Below are 20,959 nucleotides of genomic sequence, written 5' to 3' on the forward strand. Positions count from 1 at the left end.
AGCGTCGCGGCGCGCCTCCATCTCAATTGTACTTGTTCCGGCCGGCGATGGCACCGCCGTCGACATCCCAGATCGCGCCCGTGACCCAGCCCGCACGCGGCGAGAGGAGGAAGGCGATCGCCTCGGCCACGTCCACCGGGTGGAGGGTCCCACCTAGAGATCGGGACAAGCCCGTGATTTCCCAGCGGTGCCCCAGTGCCGGAAAGAGTCCCGCTCATCTGCTTGTTCACAGACGGCGGCCTGAGTCGGGTCAGGACGGGCGCAGACCGGCGAGTTGTGCCGCGCGGCGGGCGGTCTCGAGTTCCTGCCCGAGGAAGGCCGCGAAGCCGTCCGGCGTGCGCTGCGCGGGCGCGCTCGGCACGGCACCGACCTCCGCGATGCGGGAGAGTACGGCGGCGTCCTGCAGCGTTGCGAGGAAGGCACGGCTGAGCGCCGCCGTCACCTCCGCCGGCACGCCGGCCGTGGCGAGCAGCCCGCCATAGCTGCCTGCGGTGAAGCCGGGCAGCCCGGCCTCGATGAAGGTCTGCACGCCGGGCAGGAGGGGTGAGCGTTCCGTCACGGCCAGGGCGACGATCGGCGCCGTGCCGTCGCGATGCTGCGGCAGGGCGGAGGGCAGTTCCACCATGCCGGCATTGACCGTCCCGTTGATCAGGTCCGGGATCATGGCGCTGCCGCCGCGATAGGGTACGTGCGTAGCCCGCACATTCGCCCCGGCCATGACCAGTTCCAGGGCGAGATGCGCGGCGCTGCCGCTGCCCGGCGTCGCGACCGTCACCTGTCCCGGCCGCGCGCGCATCAGCGCCAGCAGATCCGTGAGCGAGCGCGCCGGCGTGTTGGCGCTCACCTGACAGATCATCGGTAGGATGCCGACCAGGCCGATAGGGCGAAAGTCGCGCTGGACATCGTAGGGGATGTTGGCCTGCAGCACCGGGTTCGCTGTGAGCGGCCCACCGGCGCCGAAAAGCAGCGTGTAGCCATCCGGCGTCGCCTTCGCGACGAACTCCGCGCCGACGCTGCCGCCCGCGCCAGTGCGGTTCTCGACGACCATCGGCCGGCCGAGCCGCTCGGCCATCGACGTTGTGAGGATGCGCGCGAGGATGTCGGTATTCCCGCCCGCGGCGAAGGGCACGACCACGCGGATGGGGCGGTCAGGATAGGCCGCGTAGGCGGGCCGGTGCAGCGCGGTGAGCGCCGGCGTGGCGAGCAGCAGGCGACGCGACAGCATGGATGGTCCTCCCCCCGGCATCTGCGACCGTTCACCGCAGCCTTGCATCGCGGGGGCCGCGCGGCAATGGCGCGCGCTTGTCGCGCGTGCGCGCCTGACGCAGCATCGGGGCCGGCGGAGGGGGCGGGAACCCATGGAACAGCGGCGACTGGGGCGGACCGGGATCATGGTCTCGATCCTGGGCTACGGGTGCGGCGCGATCGGCGGGCTCATGGTCAAGGGCACGGCGGCCGAACAGGACCGCGCCATCGGCCGCGCCATCGACCAGGGCATCACTTATTTCGACACCGCCGCCGCCTATGGCGAAGGCGTGTCGGAGACAAACCTCGGTCGCGCGCTCAGGGCACTGGGGGCGAAGGTCACGGTCGGCACCAAGGTGCGCATTCGCGGCGAGCAGCGCGGGGATATCGGCAGCGCCATCGTCGCGTCCGTGGAGGCGAGCCTCGCGCGGCTCGGCTGCGACAGCGTCGATATCCTGCACCTGCACGAACCCATCACGCGCGACGGCGCGGCGCCGAGCTTCACCGCCGATGCCATCCTGAACGAGGCAGTGCCGGTGCTGCAGCGCCTGCGCGACCAGGGAAAGTTCCGCCACTACGGCATCACCGGCCTTGGTGATGCGGGCGAGATCCGCCGCGTGCTGGAGCAGGGCGGCTTCTCGACGGCGCAGATGCCCTACAACATCCTGAACCCGAGCGGCATCGCGCCGCGGCCGGCGGGATCGGCCATGCCGGATCTTGGCGGCTGCATCCGGCACGCGGCGTCGATCGATGTCGGCGTGATGGCGATCCGCATCCTTGCCGGCGGCGCGCTGAGCGGGAGCGAGGCGCGAAGCCTGCTCGGGGTGCCGTCGGTGGCACCGATAGCCTCAGGTGCCTCCTATTCCGACGATGTCGCCGCGGCGCGGCGGCTGCTGCCGGTGATCGAGGCCGGTCACGCCGTCGATCTGGTGGAACTCGCGCTGCGCTACGCAGCGATGCCACAAGAAATCCCGACAGTGCTGATCGGCACGTCGAGCGTCAGGGAGCTCGACCACGCGGTCGCGGCGATCAACAAGGGGCCGCTCGCGCCGGAGGCACTCGGGATGATTGCCGCGATCCAGGCGGGGTAGGTGTCTAGTCCCGGCATCTTCCGGTGCGGATTCAGGATGAACCGATCGGGTTCATCTGCCCATGCCTTGCAGATGAACTCGTAGGGGGTGAGGCCACGCAGGCGCTTGAGGCGGCGGGCGACATTGTGGGCGGCGACGAAGTCATCGAGGTGTCGCCGGAACTGGTCGTGGCTGTCGTAGTGGAAGCGTTTGACGGTGGCGTCCTTGATGGTGCGGTTCATCCGCTCGACCTGGCCGTTGGTCCAGGGATGCTTGATGCGGGTGAAGCGGTGCTCGATGCGCGTGGCGCGAAGTCGAGCTCGGTTCGTCTCGCCCAGGCGCAACGCCCGCGATGGCGCTGTAGCGCTGAACTCGCCACGGATCGCTGCACGACCGCCGACCGCTTCTTCGGCGAGGCCGCCGCCAGATAACATTGCCGACGGACGCGATCAGCCGCGATGCCGGGCTGTCAGGCCGCCTCGACGGCCAGGCCCGCGGCCTCCCACTTCTCGGCGGCGAGCCCGATGGCCAGGTGCGTCTTTCCGGCCAGATATGCGAGACCAATGCGCCAGTCGTACCTGAGCGGCACCAGTCGCACGGCTTCCGCCGGCCGAATGCCGGTCCTGTCTCTCTCCGGGCCACTTCGACATGTACGGGTGGGGGCAACAGTCCTGCAGCGCGCGATGGCCCGGGGACGACGTACCTCGCCTGTGAATAAGCGCCGAACCAAGACCATGCCGGAATTCGGGCGACAGCTTTGATAACGCGCAGGAAAGCAACGCAGGAGGGGGTCCGGATCGGCGTCGGTCGGGACCCCATCAAATAACCAATTTAGATAACACAATCAGTGAATTGCGGGCGCCTTCGGAAGGGGGCTGATATGGCGCTCATTCACGATCACCGGGCAGGAATTGGTGGCGGACGGAGGATGGGACGTCTGGGTCCTCTTCCTGGCGGCAGCCGCGTCCGTGGCCGACCAGCGTGGAGGAGTTACTCGCGCTCTGCCACGTCGCCGTATCCACCCCCTCCGCTGGTGTGAAGAATGACACGGTCGCCCTTTCGCACGGTCAGGTTCGCCTTGCCGCGCAACTCCTCCTCGCTCTCATCCCGTCGTTTCAAGAGGCATTTGAACGGCGCGCCCGGCTTTCCGCCCGCCATGCCATAGGGCGGAATGACGCGGCGTTCGAACATCGTCGTCAGGGACATTTCCTCCGCCAGCAGGATGTATTCGCGGACAATGCCGTCGCCGCCGCGAAACCGTCCCGCGCCGCCCGAACCGCGCCGCAGCGCCTGGTACCCGATGCGTATCGGGAACTCGGCCTCGACAACCTCGGCCGGCGTGTTGTTGGTGTTCGTCAGATGGACGCGCGTCGCCGCCGAGCCGGAACGGTTGAAGCGTGCACCTTCTCCGCCGCCATGCGGCTCGTAGAGCGTCTTCCAAGCCCCGTCGCGCCCAGCGCCGCCGAAGATAAGAAGGCCCGCGGTCGTCGAGCCCCCGGCCGAGAGCCGTTCGGGAATTGCCTTCTCAAAGGCGCGGAAGATGGCATCCACCGCGCGCTGCGACGTTTCGTGATTGCCGCCGACCAGCGGCTTCTCGGGCGGCGGCTGGAGGAGGGATCCCGGGCGCGTGGTGATCATCAGTGGCCGGTAGCAGCCGCCATTCGGCTGGATCTCCGGCCCGGCGATGGCCTTCATGGCATAGTAGACCGCCGCCGCCGTGACATAGGGTGTCGTGTTCAGCGGGCCCGCCAGCGCGTCGTCGGTCGCCGAAAAATCGAAGGTCGCCCGCTCGCCCTCCACGGTGATGCGCACGCGAACGGCTGCCGGCGCGCCGCCCGGCCCGTCATCGTCGAGGAAATCCTCGCCCTCGAACACGCCCTGCGGCAGGGAGGCGATCGCCGCGCGCATCGCAGATTCGGAACGGTCATGCAGCGCGTCCATCGCCGCCTCGATCGTCGCCGTGCCGTGCGCCGCGCAGAGCGCCAGCAGGCGCTGGTCGGCCGCGCGGGTCGCGGCGACCTGCGCGAGAAGGTCGCCCTCGCGCTCCATCGGCCCGCGGACATTGTGCATGATGACGGCGAGCTTCTCCTCGTCCACGCCGTCCGCCGTCACCACGCGCAGCGGCGGGATGCGCAGCCCCTCCTGGAAGGATTCCGTCGCGCTGGCGAGATACGAGCCGGGCCAGCCGCCGCCGATATCCGCCCAATGCGCCAGGCTGACCGCGAAGGCGACCAGCCGCCCTTCGGCGAAGATGGGCCGGATCGCCTTCACGTCCGGCAGGTGGTTGCCGCCCATCTCGGGCAGGTTGGTGAACCAGACGTCGCCCGGCCGCAGCCGTTCCGCGGGCACGCGCTGCAGGAAGGCGCCGACGGTGAACGACATCACGCCGAGATGCACGGGGATGTCGCGCCCCTGCGCGACGAGCTGCCCGCGCGCGTCCGTCAGCGCCGAGGACAGGTCGCCCGCCTCGCGCAGCAGCGGCGAGCGCGCCGCGCGCATCACGACGAAGGACATCTCCTCAGCGATCGCGGTCAGCGCGTGGCGGAGGACTTCGAGCTGGAAGGGATCGGGCGCGACCATGCTTACGCGGCCTCCTCGGTCAGAAGGATGTTGCCTCGTTCGTCGGGTGCCGCCTGCCATCCCGGCGGGATGACGGTGGTGGACCAGTCGTCCTCGACGATCGCCGGGCCATGGATGACGTCGCCGAGCGACAGCACCGCGCGGTCATAGCGTGGCGTCGGCACCGGCTCGCCCGGCGCGAACCAGCAGGGGTCCGTCGCGAAGGGCCGTGCCGGCGCCGCGCTGGCCGGCGCGCCGGGGATGCGCGCCTTGCGTGGCGCGCGGACGCGCACACGCAGCCCGAGCAGCTCCCACGCCTCGCCGGAGGCGAAGCCGAACAACGCCTCGTGCCGGGCCTCGAAGGCGGCGGCGAGGTCCTCCGCGGTGCCGATGCCGGTCATCGCGACGTCCACGGCATAGGATTGCCCGCGGTAGCGGATCAGCGCCGTCTCCTCGACGACCAGCGCCTCGGGCGCGTGGCCCTGTTCGAGCAGCGGCGCCTGCAGTTCCTCGGCAAGCGCCTGGCGCACGGAGGCGAGGCGGAAGGTGTCGAAGGAATCCCCGGGCAGGCGCAGCGTGCGCTGGCGGGTGTAGCTCGTCTCCGCCGCCACGCAGCCCAGCGCCGAGAAGGCGGAGGAGAAGGCCGGCACCAGCACCCGCGACATGCCGTAGGACCGCGCCAGCCCCACCGCATGCATCGGTCCCATGCCGCCGAAGGCGAGCAGCGTCGCCCCGCGCCCGTCCACGCCGCGCTCGACCGTGATCTTGTTCAACGCGCGGGCCATCGTCGCATCGGCCACGCGCAGCACGCCGAGCGCGAGTTCCACCACCGGTACGCCGAGTGTCGCCGCGAGCGGCGCGAACACGGCTTCCGCCTTCGCGCGGTCCAGCGTGATCTCGCCGCCCAGCTTCCGCCGCGGGTTCAGGTAGCCGAGGATCGCATTCGCATCGCACACCGTCGGCTGTGCGCCGCCGCGGCCGTAGCAGGCCGGCCCGGGCTCGGCGCCCGCGCTCTGCGGGCCGATGCTGAGGCCGCCAGGCCCGTGCCGCACGATCGACCCGCCGCCGGCGCCGATGGATTCGATCGCGACCATCGGCTGTCGCAGCGGCTGGTCCGCAAGCTTCGCATCCGCCGTGATCTCCGCCTGGCCGTCGAGAATGAGCGCGACATCCGTCGTCGTCCCGCCCATGTCGAAGGAGAGGACGGCCTGTTCCCCGACGTCGCGCGCCACGGCAGCCGCGGCCGCCACGCCGGCCGCCGGCCCGGACAGCGCCATGACGAGCGGACGCTCCGAGGCCGCCTCCGGCGAGGCCATCCCGCCCGCCGAATGCATCACCGAAAGGCGCGTCTCCGCCGGCAGCGTGGCGCGCAGCTTCGCCAGGTATTCCGCGGCGAGCGGCATCACCGCGGCGTTCAGCACCGTCGCGATGGTTCGCTCGTATTCGCGCGCCTCCGGGTTGATGACGTGAGACAGCGACAGATAGGGCACGCGTCCCTTCAACCTCTCGGCAATTGCCTCTTCATGCGCCGGATTGGCATAGGCATGCAGCAGGGCGATCGCGACGCTGCGCGCGCCGCTCGCCACCGCGCGCTCCGCGGCCTCCTTCGCCTGCCCGGGCGCGAGCGGTGCAAGTTCCGTCCCGTCATGCAGCATCCGCCCGCCGGCGGCGATGCGCCGCTCGCGCGGCACCAGCGGAGCCGGCTTCGGCGGCACGTCGAGGCGGTAGAGGTCGCGCCGGCTCTGCCGCCCGATCTCGATGATGTCCTCGAAGCCCTCGGTCGCGATGAGCGCCACAGGCTCGAGTCGCCCTTCCACGATGGCATTGGTCACGCGTGTCGTGCCGTGGATGAGCTCCTGCACCTCATCCGGCCGCAGCCCCACCGCGCCGAGCGCGGCGGTGATGCTGCCGACCGGGTCCGCGGCGCGGGATGGCACCTTTGCGCTGCGCGGCGTCTCGCTCCCGTCATGCACCGCGACGATGTCGGTGAAGGTGCCTCCGATGTCGATGCCGACGCGCCAGCCCGCCATGCAGCCCTCGCTTCTCGCTGGGGCGAAAGCCTGCAACAGCACGCTCGCTTCGAACACCCCCCTTTACAGATCGCGCCGACGGGTTCTGGAATGGATGCGGCAACGAGGGTTTGGCGCATGCTTCCCGTCGCCGGGAACACGGCAAGCGTAGTCCAGCCGGCATCGCGGAACGGCGACACGTTGCCGCTTTGCCTCTCGCCCTTTTCGCTGCGCGGTGTCGCCTTCGCCAACCGTCTCGTTGTCTCGCCGATGGCGCAGTACATGTGCACGGACGGCATGCCGGGCGACTGGCACGCGACGCATCTCGGCATGCATGCGCTGGGCGGGGCAGGGCTGGTCGTCGCCGAGATGACCTGCGTCTCGCCCGAGGCGCGAATCACGCCAGGCTGCCCTGGGCTGTGGAACGACGCACAGACCGCGGCGTGGCGTAGGATCACGGATGCCGTGCATGCGCACACGCCCGCGCGCATCGGCGTGCAGATCGGCCATGCCGGCCGCAAGGGCTCCACGCGGCCCTTGTGGGAGGGCTTCTCGAAGCCGCTTGCCGAGGGCAACTGGCCGATTCTCGCGCCGTCGCCCATTCCCTGGTCCGAGGCCAACCAGGTGCCGCGCGAGGCGACCGCCGAGGACCTCGCCGCGATCGCCGCGCAGCACGCCGCGGCCGCACGCCGCGCCTTGCTGGCCGGCTTCGATCTCATCGAGCTGCACTTCGCACACGGCTACCTCGTCTCCTCCTTCCTCTCGCCGCTGTCGAACCGTCGTGTCGACGGCTTCGGTGGCAGCCTGGCGAATCGTCTTCGCTTCCCCTTGATGGTCCTCCGTGCGGTGCGCGCTTCCGTGCCGGACGCGATGCCCGTCACGGCGCGCCTTTCCTGCAGCGACTGGATCGAGGGCGGCTTCACGCCCGACGACGCCGTGCAGGTTGCGATCGCGCTGCGCGACGCCGGGTGCGACCTCATCGTCGCCTCGTCCGGCCAGACCGATCCGCAGTCCAGGCCGACGGCGGGAGCCATGTGGCAGGTGCCCTTCGCGGGCCGGATCCGGGCGGAAGCGGCGGTCGCCACCATGGCGGTCGGCGGCGTCACCGAACCGTCCCACGCCGAGGGCATCGTCGCGGAGGACGCTGCCGACATGGTCGCCGTCGGGCGTGCCGCTCTCTACGACCCCTGGTGGGCAAGGCACTGGTCGCACGCGCTCGGCGCGCCGCTGCCCTGGCCACTCCCCTACGCCTATGGCGGGCATTTCGCCCGCCGCCATGTCCTCGTCCATCGCCACGCCGAAGGGAGACCACGGTCATGATCACGCGTCGCGAGCTCGCAGCCGGCGCCGCCGGCATCGCCCTCGTCACCGCCGGCACGCGGGAGGCCGCGGCGCAAGACCGCACCGGTGTCACCGACAACGTCTTGAAGATCGGCGTGCTCGGCAGTCTCACCGGCGTGCAGGCCGTGTTCGGGCAGGGCAACCTCTCCGGGGTACAGATAGTCTTCGACGAGGTGAACGCCGCCGGCGGTATCCACGGACGGCGCCTTGAGATTGCTTCGGTGGACGACGAGAGCACGCCCGCACGGTCCATCGCCGGCTTCCGCCGCCTGGTGGACGACGAACGTGTCTTCGCCGTGATCGGCCCATCGGCCAGCGCCATCGGCCAGGCGATGGAACCGACGCTGCGCGCGGCCTCGGCCGTGCCGGTGCTGATCTCGATCTTCTCGAGCCCCGCAGCGACCGAACCGTACAAGAACAACGTCTTCCGCACCGGGCCGCTGAATGATCGGCTGCAGGGCAAGGCGCTTGCGGACTTCGCGCTGGACGTACTGCACGGCCAGAAGGTCGCCCTGGCGCAGCAGACCGACGAATACGGCCGCCGCGGCGGGCAGAGCCTGACCGAGCAGATGCGCGCGCGCAGCAAGCCCCTCGTCGCGACCGAGGTCTTCAACCTGACGGACACCGACTTCACTGCGCAGCTCCTGCGCATGAAGCAGGCCGAGCCGGACGTCATCGTGATCTACGGTTTTCCCGCCCCCGCCGCGACCATCACGCGACAGGCGCGGCAGCTCGGCCTGACGGCGAAGATCATCGGCTCGAATGCGACGTCCAACCGCACCTATCCCGCGACCGTCGGGCCCGCCGCAGTCGGGGTGATGAACGTCATCACGCTTGCCGACCTCCCGGAACGGCCGACAGATCCGCGCATGCAGGCCTATGTCCAGAAGTTCACCGCACGCTTCCCGGACCTCGCGCGGCAGAACCGCCCGGACCTCGGCGACTGCCTGGGCTACAATGGCGCGATGGTCTTTGCCGAGGGGCTGCGGAAGGCCGGTCGCGATCTCTCGCGCGAGGGCTTCATCCGCGCCATGGAGAGCATCTCGAACTTCGAGACCGGCGTCGGCCTGCCCACGACCTTCGGCCCGAACCGCCGCGAGGGCAACCTGCAGGCCCGCGTGCTGGAATTCCAGCCCGACCTGACGCGCAAGCTGATCGAGCAGCGGCTGCAGGCGCAACCCTGACCGCCATGACCGAGGCGCGGCAGCTCTACATCGAGGACTTCGCGCCGGGGCAGGCCTTCCCCGGCGCGCGCTCGACCTGTGCGGTCAAGGACTTCCTCGACTTCGCCCGCATCACGGGCGATGCGCACCCGATCCACTACGATGCCGACTATGCCGCGAAGACGCGCTTCGGCCGGCCGCTCGCGCACGGTCTGCTCGTCGCCGGCTACAGCGCGCTCGGCGCGACGAAGCTCTCCACGATGCTGGAGGAGAGCATGGTCGCGATGCTGGAGGTCACCTTCCGCTACAGGAAGCCCGTCTTTGCCGACGACGTGCTGACCAGCCATTTCGAGGTCGCCGAGGTTTCGCGCGATCCCACCAAGGACACGGGAAGGATCCGCTTCAAGGTCACGCTGACCAACCAGACGGGCGAGACCGTAGTCGAAGGCAGCCACCTCTATCTCTTGCGCGCCAGGGGCAAGTCGGCATGAGCGAGGCGGCGGCGATATGGGCCGGCATCGTCGGGGAACTGGGTTGGACCGGCCGTCCGGCGGTGAACCTGGCCGAGACGCTGGTGGACCGCCACGCGACATCCGCGCGTGTCGCGCTGCACTGGGAGGGTCGCGACGGCACGCAGCGCGCCTTCACCTTCGCCGAACTTTCCGAGGCCTCCGCGCGGCACGCGGACATGCTGCGCAGCCTCGGCATCACGGCCGGCGACCGCGTCGCCTGCATCCTGCCGCGTGTGCCCGAAGCGATCGTCGCTATGCTCGGCGCCTTCCGCATCGGCGCGATACACTTGCCGATCTTCTCGGGCTTCGGCGCCGAGGCGACGGCGCGCCGCGTCAGCGATGCCGGCGCGCGCGTCGTCGTCACCCACGCCGATGTGCGAGCCCGCTTGCCGCAGATCTGGCCATATCCCGTCACGGTGGTGACGGTGCCGCGCGCGGATGGCACCGGCGTCCCCGCGGGGGATGTGGACCACCGCGCTGCACTCGCCGCGGCGTCGGCGGATGTCCCACCCGTGCTCCGCCTGCGGACCGATCCAGCAGTGCTTCTCTTCACCTCTGGCTCCACCGGCCCGCCCAAGGCGGTGGCCATCGCGACCAATTTTCCGGCCGCGATCTGGCCCGCGATCTGCTACGCGGGCGATCTTCGCTCCGGCGACGTGTTCTGGCCCACCGGGGACCCCGGCTGGGGCTACGGCCTCGTCTGCTACGCTGTCGCGCTGGCGGCGGGCGAGGCGGTGCACATGTGGGAAGCCAACCCGACGCCGGAGACGACGCTCGGCTTCCTGGCACGCCACCGCATCACCGTGCTCGGAACGGTGCCGACCCTGCTGCGCGGGCTGATGGCACTGGGCGAGGGCAGCGTGCGCCGCCCGGACATCGCCGTGCGCAGCATCATGAGTTGCGGCGAGCCGCTTAACGCCGAATGCGTCACCTTCTTCCGCCGCGTCTGGGGCGTCACGCCCCTCGATCAGTTCGGTTCGTCGGAACACGGCCTGCCGATCGGCAACCGCTTCGTGGATCGTGACGCCGTGCGGCCCGGTTCCATGGGCAAGCCGTTGCCCGGTCAGCGCATCGCCATCGTGGACGAGGCCGGCGCGGTGCAGCCAGGCGGGACGCCCGGCCTGATTGCGACAATGCCGCCGCCTGACGGCATCTATGCGCTGGGCTACTGGAACAACCCGGAAGCGGAGGCTGCGCTGCGGCGCCAAGGCTGGATCGTCACCGGCGACATCGGGCACGAGGACGCTGATGGCTACTACTGGTTCGAAGGCCGGATGGACGACGTGATCAAGTCTGCCGGCTACCGCGTCGGCCCGTTCGAGGTCGAGAGCGCGTTGCTCACCCACTCCGCGGTCGCGGAGGCCGCCGTGATAGGCAAGCCAGACGCCGCGCGCGGACAGCTGGTCAAGGCCTTCGTGGTGCTGAAGCCAGGTTTCGCCGACAGCCAGGCGCTACGCGAGGAACTGGTCTCTGCGGCGCGGCGCGAGGTCGGCGCCCATGCCTTCCCGCGCGAGATCGAGATCGTCACGGACCTGCCCAAGACCACTACGGGCAAGATCCAGCGCTTCGTACTGCGCCAACAGGAAGTCGCAAGCCAGACAGGAAGCAGGACGCCATGAACCGCTACGAAGCCATCATGCCCGGCCCCTGGTCGGACAAGCTTACTTTCTCGCCCGCGATCCGCGTGGGCATGCTGCTCTTCATCAGCGGCACGACGGCAACCGACGAGAACCGCAACATCGTCGGCGTCGGCGACATCGCCGAGCAGACGCGTCAGATTTTCCGGAAGTGGGAGCCGATCCTGAAGGCCGCGGGGGCCACCTTCGACAACGTCGTCGAGACCACGGACTACTACCTGACCCTGGAAGGCTATTCGCAAACGGCCGACGTGCGTCGCGAGTTCTTCCGCCATCCCTTTCCGGCCGCGACCGGTGTGCAGGTTGCGGGGCTGATCCGGCCGGAGGCGCTGATCGAGATCAAGGGCATCGCCGTCCTCGACGCCGTCCGCGGCTGAAGGCGCGGGCGTGTTCGGCCAGATCCTCGTCTCCGGCATCACCGCCGGTGCAGTCTATGCGCTTGTGGCGCTCGGCTTCGTCGTGCTGCACCGAGGCACACGCGTGGTGCATTTCGGACTTGGCGACCAGATGACGATGAGCGCCTATCTCGTGGTCATCGCCCAGGTTTTCTTGGACGCACCCTTCGCGGTTGCGATCCTGTTTTCGCTTGTGCTTTCGGCAGGATTTGGCGTTGCGATCGAACGCGGCGTGATGCGGCCGCTGCGGCGCGCCCCGCTTCTCGTCATGGTGATCGCGACCCTCGCGATTGGTGCCGCACTTCGCGAGGGGCTGCGTGCCTCCATGGGCCCGCTGCCCTGGCCAGTGCCCTTCCTACTGACGCCGGCGCCGTTCACCCTGGGGGGGCTCGTGCTCGTTCCGGCTAACCTCGCCGTGGTCGGCGTGGCGTTGGCTGTGATGCTCAGCCTGTTTGTGGCGCTGCGCTTCACGCGCTTCGGTCGCGCCATCGTGGCAGTGTATGAGAACCCGACAGGCGCGGCCATCGTGGGCATTTCCGTGCCCAGTGTTCACGCGCGTCTGTGGGGCCTCTCCTCAGTGCTGGCCGCCATCGCCGGGATCCTGGTTGCGCCGCTGATCACGCTTTCGCCCGACATGGGCACCATCGGGATCAAAGGGTTTGCCGCAGCAATCCTCGGCGGCTTCAACAGCCTGCCGGGCGCCATCGCAGGCGGCATTCTGCTTGGCATCGCGGAGACCGCGGCCGGTGTCTACGTTTCTACGGCAATGAAGGACATCATCTCCTACGCATTGCTCATCGGCTGCGTGCTCCTCTTGCCCCAGGGTCTCTTCGGCAGGGCGGAGCCGAGGAAGGTATGATCGCGCGCCTCCTGATCTTCGCCGCCGCCGCAGCACTCGTCGCGCTACCCTTCTTCGCGCCCTCGCACATAGTCTTCCTTGTGGCGATGATCGGTTCGACTTCCGTGATGGTCGCTGGCCTGACCATCGTCGTGGGCTTCACCGGCCAGATTTCCATCGCCCAGGCGAGCTTCGCGGCCATTGGTGCCTATGGAACGGCGCAACTTGCCACCATGGCCGGCCTCCCACACTGGATCGGCCTGCCGGCCATCGCGCTGGTCGCGGCCGTGGTGGGCTACCTCTTCGGGCTGCTGTCGCTACGCGTCGCCGACCACTACCTGGCGCTCGCCACCATGGCACTCTGCGCCATCGTGCAGCTCCTGCTGATCCACCTCGAGGACTGGACCGGCGGCGCCGTCGGCCTGGCTGTGCCGCCGCTTGCAGTCGGCACGCGGATGTTGACGCGCCCCACCGAACTCTACGCTGTCATCATGCCCTGCGTGGCGCTGACAGTCTGGTTCCTGCATGCTCTCTCCACTTCCCGCCTGGGCCGCGCCTTCGCCGCGCTGCGGATGAGCGAGGTTGCCGCCGCCGCCATCGGCATACCGGTGCTGCACTACAAATCACTGGCGTTCGCCCTTTCGGCCTTCTTCGGCGCCTTCGGTGGCGGCCTGTTCGCCTTGCAGACGACCTATCTCGACCCTGCACAATTCGGGATCCTGGAATCGGTGCGCCTCATCGCCATAGCGGTGATAGGCGGCGTGCTGAACCCCTTCGGTCCGCTCATCGGTTCTGCCGTGTTCGTGCTGCTCCCCGAGGCGATGGGGGCGCTCGGCCGCTACATGTCACTGGTCTTTTCGCTGCTGCTACTTCTGTTCGTCGTCGTCTCGCCCCAAGGCATCGCCGGGCTTCCCGCCCGCTTGAGGGCGCGGCGATGAGCGCGGCCGCTCTCAAGATCGAGTCGCTCGGTATACGATTCGGCGGGCTCCTTGCGCTGGACGAGGTCTCGATCGATATCGCGCCACGTTCCATCCACGCAGTCATTGGCCCAAATGGCGCCGGCAAGTCCACGCTGGTGAATCTCGTCACCGGGATCTACGCGCCGACGACCGGGCGCGTGATACTCGATGGTGAGGTCCTGACCGGCCTGCCGACCCATCGCATCGCCGCACGAGGTGTCGCGCGGACCTTCCAGAACACGGAGCTCTTCACCGAGCTTTCGGCACGCGAGAACGTCCTGATCGGTCTGCATCGCCATCTCGGCTACGGCCTGCTGGCGAGCACGTTGCGCCTGCCCAGTTTCTACCGGGCTGAACGCGATGCGGCGCGCCGCGCGGACGAGCTTCTTGCCCTGGTCGGGCTCGAGGCGCAGGGCGGCACTGCTGCCGGTGACCTTGCACTCGGTCAGCAGCGCCGGCTCGAGTTGGCCCGTGCATTGGCCGTCGGGCCTCGCCTGCTGCTGCTCGATGAGCCCGCGGCCGGATTGCGGGCGGCGGAGGCGGAGGGCCTCTCCTCCGTGTTGCTTCGCCTGCGTGATGAGCTCGGCCTTACGCTGCTGCTGATTGATCACGTCATGCGCGTGGTGATGGGCGTCTCGGAACGGATCACCGTGTTGAATTATGGCCGCAAGCTCGCCGAGGGTACGCCGGAGGAGGTGCGCCGCAACCCGGACGTTATCGCCGCCTATCTTGGAGGTTCCCCGCATGGCGCTTGAGGTCGCCGGGCTGGAAGCCGGCTACGGCGGCGCCCGCGTCGTGCAGGGCATATCGTTCGCCGTCCCCGAAGGTAGCATCGTCACCCTGCTTGGTCCGAACGGAGCCGGAAAATCGACGACGCTCCGTTCCATCGCGGGTCTATTGAAGCCCAACCGCGGCATCGTCACGCTGGATGGCGATCGGCTCGATGGCCTGACCGCGGATGCCGTGGTCCGACGCGGGCTGGCATTGGTTCCCGAGCGGCGTGAACTCTTCCCGTCGCTTTCCGTCGCCGAGAACCTCGCCCTTGGGGCTTATACGCGCAGGGACCGCGCCGGGATCGCCGCTGATCTCGAGATGGTCTTCACCCTGTTCCCGCGCCTGAAGGAACGCCGCCAACAGCACGCGCGGACACTCTCGGGCGGCGAACAGCAGATGCTTGCCATTGGCCGTGGCCTGATGTCCCACCCGCGCTATCTGCTGCTGGACGAGCCCTCCCTTGGTCTCGCTCCGCTGCTTATCGCCGAGATCTTCCGCAAGCTCACCGAGATCCGTGCGGGCGGCACGGCGATCCTGCTCGTCGAGCAGAACGCCTCGGCTGCGCTCGACGTCGCCGATCATGGCTATGTGCTCGAAACCGGAGTGATCCAGCTCGAAGGCAACGCTGCGTCGCTCGCCGCCGACGAAGCGGTGCGCGAGACCTATCTCCGCTGACGGTGCCGTGATGATCACCTCGGCTGCCAATAGGCTCTTACATCGCGGCGGCCTGCCGATACCGATCCGCCGCCACTGCCGGGTTCAAGGTCCTTTCCGAGCTATGGGCCTCATGATCGTGTTCGGGACGGGCGCCGCAAGGTCCGCGACGAAGTCCGGAGTTCCGGCTTCAGCCGATTGACCGAGGTCGCCGACACTACCGTCCCGACAGAGACAAACCGGCGCCGCCAGGCGGCGGGCCGGATCCCGGACGCTCAGGCGGCCATCTGGCGCCGCCACTCGAAGCTCGTGCCGTCCGTCCGGATGCAGTGCAGGATGACGGCGAACTTTCTGGCCACCGTCACCTTCGCCTTTTTCGCACCCACCCGCTCCATCAGCCGGGTGCCCCAGGCTTTTTGGCTCGATCAACGCGCCGTGCGGTGCCGCAGGACGCTTGCCGCCTCGAACCGGTAGGCCCGCGGCAGGCGGTCCCCCACTTCGAGGTGTGCCCATTGTAGTCCTGCTCGCCCGATTGATGCCGCCACGGGGTCAGCCCCAGATACGCACCGACGCTCTCCGCCGCACGGAACCGCGTGGGGCCGTCGATGGCGTGTCGGCGTGAGTAAGCACCGAACCGGGACCCCGCCTGATAGACAATTCAGGCAATTCAATCAGCGAGTTGCGGGCGCCTTGGGGAGGAGACGTGATTCGGTGCATGCTCACACCAGGTCGAGGAACTCGACCTTGCCTCCCGAATCGACGGCCCATGTCGCGCGAGGCGATTGCTTGATGATCCGGCCGCTGCCCCGTTAGCCTAGCTGCGAGATGGACCCGTCTTCTCGCCTGGCGCCGTGCCTCCCGGTCGGAACCCCTGACGGTTCGTAGGACCGCCTGCAATGAAGCTCAGCCAGATCGAGTACTTCGTCGTCCTTGCGGAGGAGCTCCATTTCGGGCGCGCAGCCGACCGGCTTCATCGATCCCAGCCGCCGCTGAGCCGGCAGATCCGCTTGTTGGAAGACGAGCTCGGCGTCGCGCTCTTCGCGCGCAATGCACAGCGCGTCACGCTGACCGAGGCCGGACAAACCTTCCTGCATGAGATACGTCCGGTCCTTGCGCGGATCCGTCATGCTGCCATCGCGGCGCAGCGCGCAGCCACGGGTGATCTTGGGCAGATCATCGTTGGCGTGACGGGCTCTGCGATGTTCGGCATCGTCCCGGCCATCCTCAGGACCTTCCGCCGCACCCATCCAGGCGTTTCCGTCGACCTGCGCCAGAGTCCGAAGGGCGAGCAGGTGAACGCGCTGAAACAACGCCGCCTGACCATCGGCTTCGTCCGCTCACTGACACATGACGACGAGCTCGCGCACGATCTGCTTCTCGAAGAACCGTTGGTTGTCGCGCTGAGCCGGGAGAACGAGCTGGCTGCGCAGCCGACGCTTCGGCTCTCGGACCTGGCTGCGCAGGGCTTCGTCCTCTACCGCGGGCAGTCCTCGCCGAGCGTCGCCGACCAGATCGTCCATTTCTGCCAGCAGGCCGGCTTCAGCCCACGGGTCGTACAAGAAGCGGAGGACATGCAGTCCGCCGCGGCACTCGCCTCGCTCGACATGGGCGTCACGCTCGTCGCGGCATCGTTGCAGCAGATGCAGTTGCGGGACCTGGTCTACCGGCCGCTCTCGGGCGCGGGGCCGCAGCCGGTAACGCGGCTCTATGCCGTGTACCGGCGTGACGACCCATCCCCCGCGCTGCGCGCCTTTCGCCGGATCTGTGAGGAACAGGCGGCCGCGAGTGGCGGCGTGCCTACTGCGCCTGAAGCCCCAGCTGCTGGATCACCGCGGTCCAGGTCGCGCGGTCGCGCCCGATGATCGCACCGAGCGCGTCGGCATCGCCTTCCATCGGCTCGCACCTGATTGCCGCGAAGCGTTCCCGCAACTCGGCCTGCTTCAGTGCCTCGTGGACCGCGGCCCCGACCTTGCGCCGGCCTTCCTCGGGCATCCCGCGCGGGGCGAGCATTGCGTACCACCAATCCACCGCGTAGCCGGGGACGCCGGCTTCGGCGATCGTCGGCAGGTCGGGCTGGAGCGCGCTGCGCCGCGAGGTCGTGACGGCAAGCGCGCGGAGCTTGCCGGCCGCCACATGCGGCGCGACCGACGTGGCGCTGTCGAACATCGCGTCGAGCCGCCCCGCAACGAGATCCGTCACGGCGGGCCCGGAACCGCGATAGGGCACATGCGTCATCTCGATCCCGCTGCGTGCGCAGAACAGCGCCGCGCAGAGGTGCAGCGACGTGCCTGAGCCCGCCGAGCCATAGGTCAGCCGCCCCGGCTGCCGCCGTGCGGCAGCGACGAGGTCCGCCACGCTCCTGTATGGCGAAGACGCCGGCACGACGAGCACATTGGCGACGGTCCCCACGGGTGCCACGGGCAGGAAATCCCCGTAGGGATCGTAAGGCAGGCGCGGATTCAAGGCCGCGAGCACCACATGCGTCAGCGCCGTCATGAGCAGCGTATGCCCGTCCCGCGCCTGCGACGCCGCCTCGGTGCCCAGCAGACCGCCGGCGCCGGAGCGGTTCTCCACCACCACGGGCTGTCCGATGGCGCGCTCGATCGGCGGCGCGATCAGCCGCGTCATGGCGTCGATCGCACCGCCGGGGGGAAAGGGAACGATGATCCGCACGCCGCGATCGGGCCAGGATTGCGCCCGCGCCACCGCCGGCGCGCCGAGGATGGCGACGCCGGCCGCCAACAGCGTGCGCCTCGGCAAGCCAAGGCGATCATTGTCGTTCATTCTTGTTTCCTCCTTCACCAACGCTCAGCCGCCTCGGATGACGAGCGCATCGACCGCCACGCCGCCGTCCTTGCCGAGGATCACGGGGTTCACGTCGATCTCCGCGATGTCGGAAGACAGATCGGCGATCATCTCCGACACGCGGGCGACCAGCACGCAGAAGCCGTCGATGTCGCACGGCGGAGCGCCCCGTGCGCCATCGAGCACGCGCCGCATCCGCAGCCCGTCGAGGGCGAGACGCACCTCGGCCGGCGTGACCGGTGCGAGGCGGATGGCGACGTCGCCCATCACCTCCACCAGCGTGCCGCCGAAGCCGAAGACCACGAGCGGGCCGAACTGCGCATCCTGGCGTGCGCCGACGATCATCTCGATCCCCTGCGGCACCATCCGCTGCACGACGACGCCGGCGACGCCCGGCTGATCGTGCACCGCATGGGTTATGGCGTCATAGGCCGCACCGACCGCATCCTCGTCCCGCAGATCGAGCTTCACGCCGCCGATGTCGGACTTATGCCGGATCTCGGCGGCCTCGACCTTGGCGACGACGGGGAAGCCGATCTCGCGCGCGGCGGCGATGGCCTGCTCCCGTGTCGTGCACAGCCGTTCTCCGACAACGGGAATGCCGTAGAGCGCCAGCAGCGCCTTGGATTCGCGCTCGGTGAGGGAGGCGCCGGGTGGATGCGCGGCCAGAAGCCGGTGCGACGGCCCGGCGGCCGCATCCGGCGCGTGCTCCCGCGGCCTCGCCTCCAGCACCGGGCGTTTCCGCGCCTGGTCGAACCAAAGGCGATACGCGTTCATGCACCGGTCGAGCGAACGGAAGACGGACAGCGTCGTGCTGCCGTCATAGACATGCGCGCCGGGCCCTTCATACCACTCGTTCATCCAGACGAGGGTCAGCGGCTTGTCCAACTCGCCGGCCAGGGCGCTCATCCCGTGGGCGCGCGTGACCGCCGCCTGGCCATGCGCCGAGGGCATCAGCACGGCCACGCTCGCGAAGCCGGGATCCTGCGCGAAGCTGCGCACGCATTCGGCATAGAGCGCTTCGTCGCGGATCGACTCCGCCGTGATGTCGGCGGGATTGGCGACGGTGGCGAAGCCGGGCAGGCGCTGCCGCAGCGCCTCGACGGTCGCGGCGCCGGGCTGCGGCATGGCGAGGCCGTGGCGCTCCGCCTTGTCGGCCGCCATGACGACAGAGCCGCCGGAACCGGAGAGGATGCCGACGCCCGCGCCTTTCGGCCGCCCCGCGCGGGAGAAGAACAGCGCCGTCTCGAGCAGGCCTTCGAACTGATCCACCTCGATGACGCCGGTGCGCTCGAAGACGGCGCGGAAGGATGCCGCGTCGCCGGCCAGCATGCCCGAGTGCGAGAGTGCGGCCCGGCCGCCCGCGGCGGTGACGCCGACCTTGTAGGCGATGACGGGCTTTCCCGCGCGGAACGCACGGTCGAAGGCTTCGAGCAGGCGGGGGCCACTCGGCACGCTCTCGAACAGGCAGGCGATAGCCTTGGTATCGGGATCCTCCACCATGAAGGTGATGAGGTCCGCGATGTCCACGTCGCAGGAATTACCTGTCGAGATGAGCCGGCTGAAGCCGACGCCGCGATGCATCGCCTGGAACACCACGTAGCCCAGCGCGCCGCTCTGCCCGACGAGGCCGATGCCACCGGGCACCATCGGAAGGTCGCGCACGCTCGGCAGGATGTTGCAGGCCGCGCCGGAACGGACCGCGACGATCCCGGTGCAGTTGGGGCCGAGGATGCGCATGCCTGTCTCGGCCGCCAGGGCGCCGATGCGCCGCTGCATCGCCGCTCCTTCCGCCGTGCCGATCTCGGCGAAGCCGGAGGAGAAGACGATCGCACTGGGCGTGCCGATCTCCGCGGCCTGGCGCAACACGCCTTCCACCTGCGCGCCGGGCACCGCAATGCCCACGCAATCCGGCCGTTCCGGCAGGTCGGCGAGGCTGCGGTAACACGGCAGCTCGCCGATCCGATCGTATTGCGGATTGATGGGCAGGATGGTGCCGTCGTAGTGCCGCGTCAGGTTCGTGAGGACATTGCCGCCGAAGGAGCCGGGGCGCGGCGAGGCGCCGACGATCGCGATGCGGCGGGGATCGAGCAGCGGCAGCAGCGAGGCCGCGTCATAGACGCCGCGGGCGGGGCCGGGGCTGGTGATTGCGCCGTCCATGGGCATCACGTCCAGGACCGCTTCAGCCAGCGCCCGCCATCCACCGTCATGTCGCATCCGGTGATGAAGTCGCCCGCCGGCGATGCGAGGAACGCGCAGCTCAGCCCGATGTCGTCCGTCTCCCCGAAGTGGCCGAGCGCCATGCGATTGAGTTCCTTCTCGCCTTCGCCGCGGGCCTCGTAGAGCCGGCGCAGCCCTTCGGTGCCCTCGATGGGACCGGGAAGGACGTTGTTCACGCGGATGCCGTGCGGGCCCCATTCGACCGCCAGGCTGCGCGTGAGCGCGGTGACGCCCGCCTTCGCCGAGGCGGCATGCGCCGCGCCCGGCCAGCCCGAGGAGACCTGCGCGAGCGAGATGTTGATGATGCGGCCGCCATAGGGCGAGGCCTTCAGCGCCTTGAAGGCCGTGTGGCAGAAGTTGAAGGTGCCGTTGAGGTCGATGTCCACCACGGCGCGCCAGCCGTTCGGGGTCATCTCCTCGAACGGACAGTTGAAGTTGCCTGCGGCGTTGTTGACCAGCACGTCGAGGCGGCCGAACTCCGCGACGGTCCGCTCGATCACGCCCTGGGTTGCGGCGTAGTCCCGCACATCGGACGCGATGGTGAGGATGCGCGCACCCGATGGCGCGAGCCGCTCGGCGGCTTCCTCGAGCTTGTCGGGGCGGCGGCCGGTCAGCACGAGGTTCGCGCCGAGGTCGGCGAAGACGTCCGCGATCCCCAGCCCGATGCCACTGCTGCCGCCGGTGATCAGGGCGACCCGGCCGGCGAGGGCGTCTCTGCTGAAGACCTGCCGCTTCGGGTGGGCCGCCTCGGCCGACACCCGTGTCATTGAAGTCATCT

Annotated in this window: 19 protein-coding genes and 1 pseudogene; 11 read left to right on the plus strand and 9 right to left on the minus strand. The window is 69.2% G+C overall.

What is annotated here, in order from left to right; genetic code table 11:
• Positions 1–22: 22 nt before the first annotated feature.
• A complete protein-coding gene (locus GXW76_RS00340) occupies positions 23–169 on the minus strand; it encodes an SDR family oxidoreductase (RefSeq protein WP_246513796.1) in 147 nt (48 codons plus the stop codon).
• An 81-nt stretch (positions 170–250) separates the two neighbouring features.
• Entirely contained in the window at positions 251–1,225 is a 975-nt protein-coding gene (locus GXW76_RS00345) for a Bug family tripartite tricarboxylate transporter substrate binding protein (RefSeq protein WP_211859919.1), read from the minus strand.
• Between the two features lie 166 nt (positions 1,226–1,391).
• Here GXW76_RS00345 and GXW76_RS00350 point away from each other — a divergent pair, with 166 nt between their 5' ends.
• Entirely contained in the window at positions 1,392–2,336 is a 945-nt protein-coding gene (locus GXW76_RS00350; RefSeq protein ID WP_211859921.1) for an aldo/keto reductase, read from the plus strand.
• Between the two features lie 8 nt (positions 2,337–2,344).
• Here GXW76_RS00350 and GXW76_RS00355 read toward each other — a convergent pair.
• From GXW76_RS00355 to GXW76_RS00365, 3 genes and pseudogenes are all read right to left on the minus strand, one after another.
• Positions 2,345–2,614: pseudogene (locus GXW76_RS00355) on the minus strand (integrase core domain-containing protein); the annotation flags it as partial.
• Positions 2,615–3,305: 691 nt separating this feature from the next.
• A complete protein-coding gene (locus GXW76_RS00360; RefSeq protein WP_211859923.1) occupies positions 3,306–4,895 on the minus strand; it encodes a hydantoinase B/oxoprolinase family protein in 1,590 nt (529 codons plus the stop codon).
• Between the two features lie 2 nt (positions 4,896–4,897).
• Positions 4,898–6,904, minus strand: coding sequence for a hydantoinase/oxoprolinase family protein (locus GXW76_RS00365; RefSeq protein WP_211859925.1), 2,007 nt, complete (start codon positions 6,902–6,904; stop codon positions 4,898–4,900).
• A 117-nt stretch (positions 6,905–7,021) separates the two neighbouring features.
• Between GXW76_RS00365 and GXW76_RS00370 the strand changes: the two genes are divergently transcribed.
• Genes GXW76_RS00370 through GXW76_RS00410 form a run of 9 tightly spaced genes read left to right on the plus strand, consistent with a single transcriptional unit; the run spans position 7,022 to position 15,177 of the window.
• Complete coding sequence (locus GXW76_RS00370) at positions 7,022–8,203, plus strand: oxidoreductase (protein WP_211859927.1); 1,182 nt, start codon at positions 7,022–7,024, stop codon at positions 8,201–8,203.
• Complete coding sequence (locus GXW76_RS00375; RefSeq protein WP_211859928.1) at positions 8,200–9,408, plus strand: ABC transporter substrate-binding protein; 1,209 nt, start codon at positions 8,200–8,202, stop codon at positions 9,406–9,408. Before GXW76_RS00370 ends, GXW76_RS00375 begins: the two co-directional genes overlap by 4 nt.
• A gap of 5 nt (positions 9,409–9,413) precedes the next feature.
• Positions 9,414–9,878 carry a MaoC family dehydratase gene (locus GXW76_RS00380; RefSeq protein WP_211859929.1) on the plus strand — a complete coding sequence of 155 codons (465 nt, stop codon included), beginning with the start codon at positions 9,414–9,416 and terminating at the stop codon, positions 9,876–9,878.
• Positions 9,875–11,518: an acyl-CoA synthetase gene (locus tag GXW76_RS00385; protein WP_211859930.1), complete on the plus strand. Its 1,644-nt coding sequence runs from the start codon at positions 9,875–9,877 to the stop codon at positions 11,516–11,518. The genes GXW76_RS00380 and GXW76_RS00385 overlap by 4 nt, the downstream gene beginning before the upstream one ends.
• Positions 11,515–11,913: a RidA family protein gene (locus GXW76_RS00390; protein ID WP_211859931.1), complete on the plus strand. Its 399-nt coding sequence runs from the start codon at positions 11,515–11,517 to the stop codon at positions 11,911–11,913. The genes GXW76_RS00385 and GXW76_RS00390 overlap by 4 nt, the downstream gene beginning before the upstream one ends.
• A 10-nt stretch (positions 11,914–11,923) precedes the next feature.
• Positions 11,924–12,790, plus strand: coding sequence for a branched-chain amino acid ABC transporter permease (locus GXW76_RS00395; protein ID WP_211859932.1), 867 nt, complete (start codon positions 11,924–11,926; stop codon positions 12,788–12,790).
• The gene (locus GXW76_RS00400) at positions 12,787–13,707 is read left to right on the plus strand and encodes a branched-chain amino acid ABC transporter permease (RefSeq protein ID WP_211859934.1); all 921 of its coding nucleotides are present in this window, start codon (positions 12,787–12,789) and stop codon (positions 13,705–13,707) included. Before GXW76_RS00395 ends, GXW76_RS00400 begins: the two co-directional genes overlap by 4 nt.
• The gene (locus tag GXW76_RS00405; protein WP_211859936.1) at positions 13,704–14,483 is read left to right on the plus strand and encodes an ABC transporter ATP-binding protein; all 780 of its coding nucleotides are present in this window, start codon (positions 13,704–13,706) and stop codon (positions 14,481–14,483) included. The genes GXW76_RS00400 and GXW76_RS00405 overlap by 4 nt, the downstream gene beginning before the upstream one ends.
• Complete coding sequence (locus GXW76_RS00410; RefSeq protein WP_211859938.1) at positions 14,473–15,177, plus strand: ABC transporter ATP-binding protein; 705 nt, start codon at positions 14,473–14,475, stop codon at positions 15,175–15,177. Before GXW76_RS00405 ends, GXW76_RS00410 begins: the two co-directional genes overlap by 11 nt.
• 373 nt (positions 15,178–15,550) lie before the next feature.
• Here the strand turns inward: GXW76_RS00410 and GXW76_RS26240 are convergent, their stop codons facing one another.
• A complete protein-coding gene (locus GXW76_RS26240; RefSeq protein WP_211860066.1) occupies positions 15,551–15,814 on the minus strand; it encodes a transposase in 264 nt (87 codons plus the stop codon).
• Positions 15,815–16,052: 238 nt separating this feature from the next.
• Between GXW76_RS26240 and GXW76_RS00420 the strand changes: the two genes are divergently transcribed.
• Positions 16,053–17,018, plus strand: coding sequence for a LysR family transcriptional regulator (locus GXW76_RS00420; RefSeq protein ID WP_211859940.1), 966 nt, complete (start codon positions 16,053–16,055; stop codon positions 17,016–17,018).
• On the opposite strand, the gene GXW76_RS00425 is transcribed toward GXW76_RS00420, so the two are convergent.
• From GXW76_RS00425 to GXW76_RS00435, 3 genes are read right to left on the minus strand one after another with little or no spacing between them, the layout of a single operon-like run.
• Positions 16,954–17,940: a Bug family tripartite tricarboxylate transporter substrate binding protein gene (locus GXW76_RS00425; RefSeq protein WP_211859941.1), complete on the minus strand. Its 987-nt coding sequence runs from the start codon at positions 17,938–17,940 to the stop codon at positions 16,954–16,956. The two genes, GXW76_RS00420 and GXW76_RS00425, sit on opposite strands and share 65 nt — an antisense overlap.
• Before the next feature lie 24 nt (positions 17,941–17,964).
• Entirely contained in the window at positions 17,965–20,121 is a 2,157-nt protein-coding gene (locus tag GXW76_RS00430) for an acetate--CoA ligase family protein (RefSeq protein ID WP_211859943.1), read from the minus strand.
• Positions 20,122–20,126: 5 nt separating this feature from the next.
• Positions 20,127–20,957: an SDR family oxidoreductase gene (locus GXW76_RS00435; RefSeq protein ID WP_211859945.1), complete on the minus strand. Its 831-nt coding sequence runs from the start codon at positions 20,955–20,957 to the stop codon at positions 20,127–20,129.
• Positions 20,958–20,959: the final 2 nt, after the last annotated feature.

This window comes from Neoroseomonas soli, assembly GCF_018129065.1.
Taxonomy (GTDB): domain Bacteria; phylum Pseudomonadota; class Alphaproteobacteria; order Acetobacterales; family Acetobacteraceae; genus Neoroseomonas; species Neoroseomonas soli.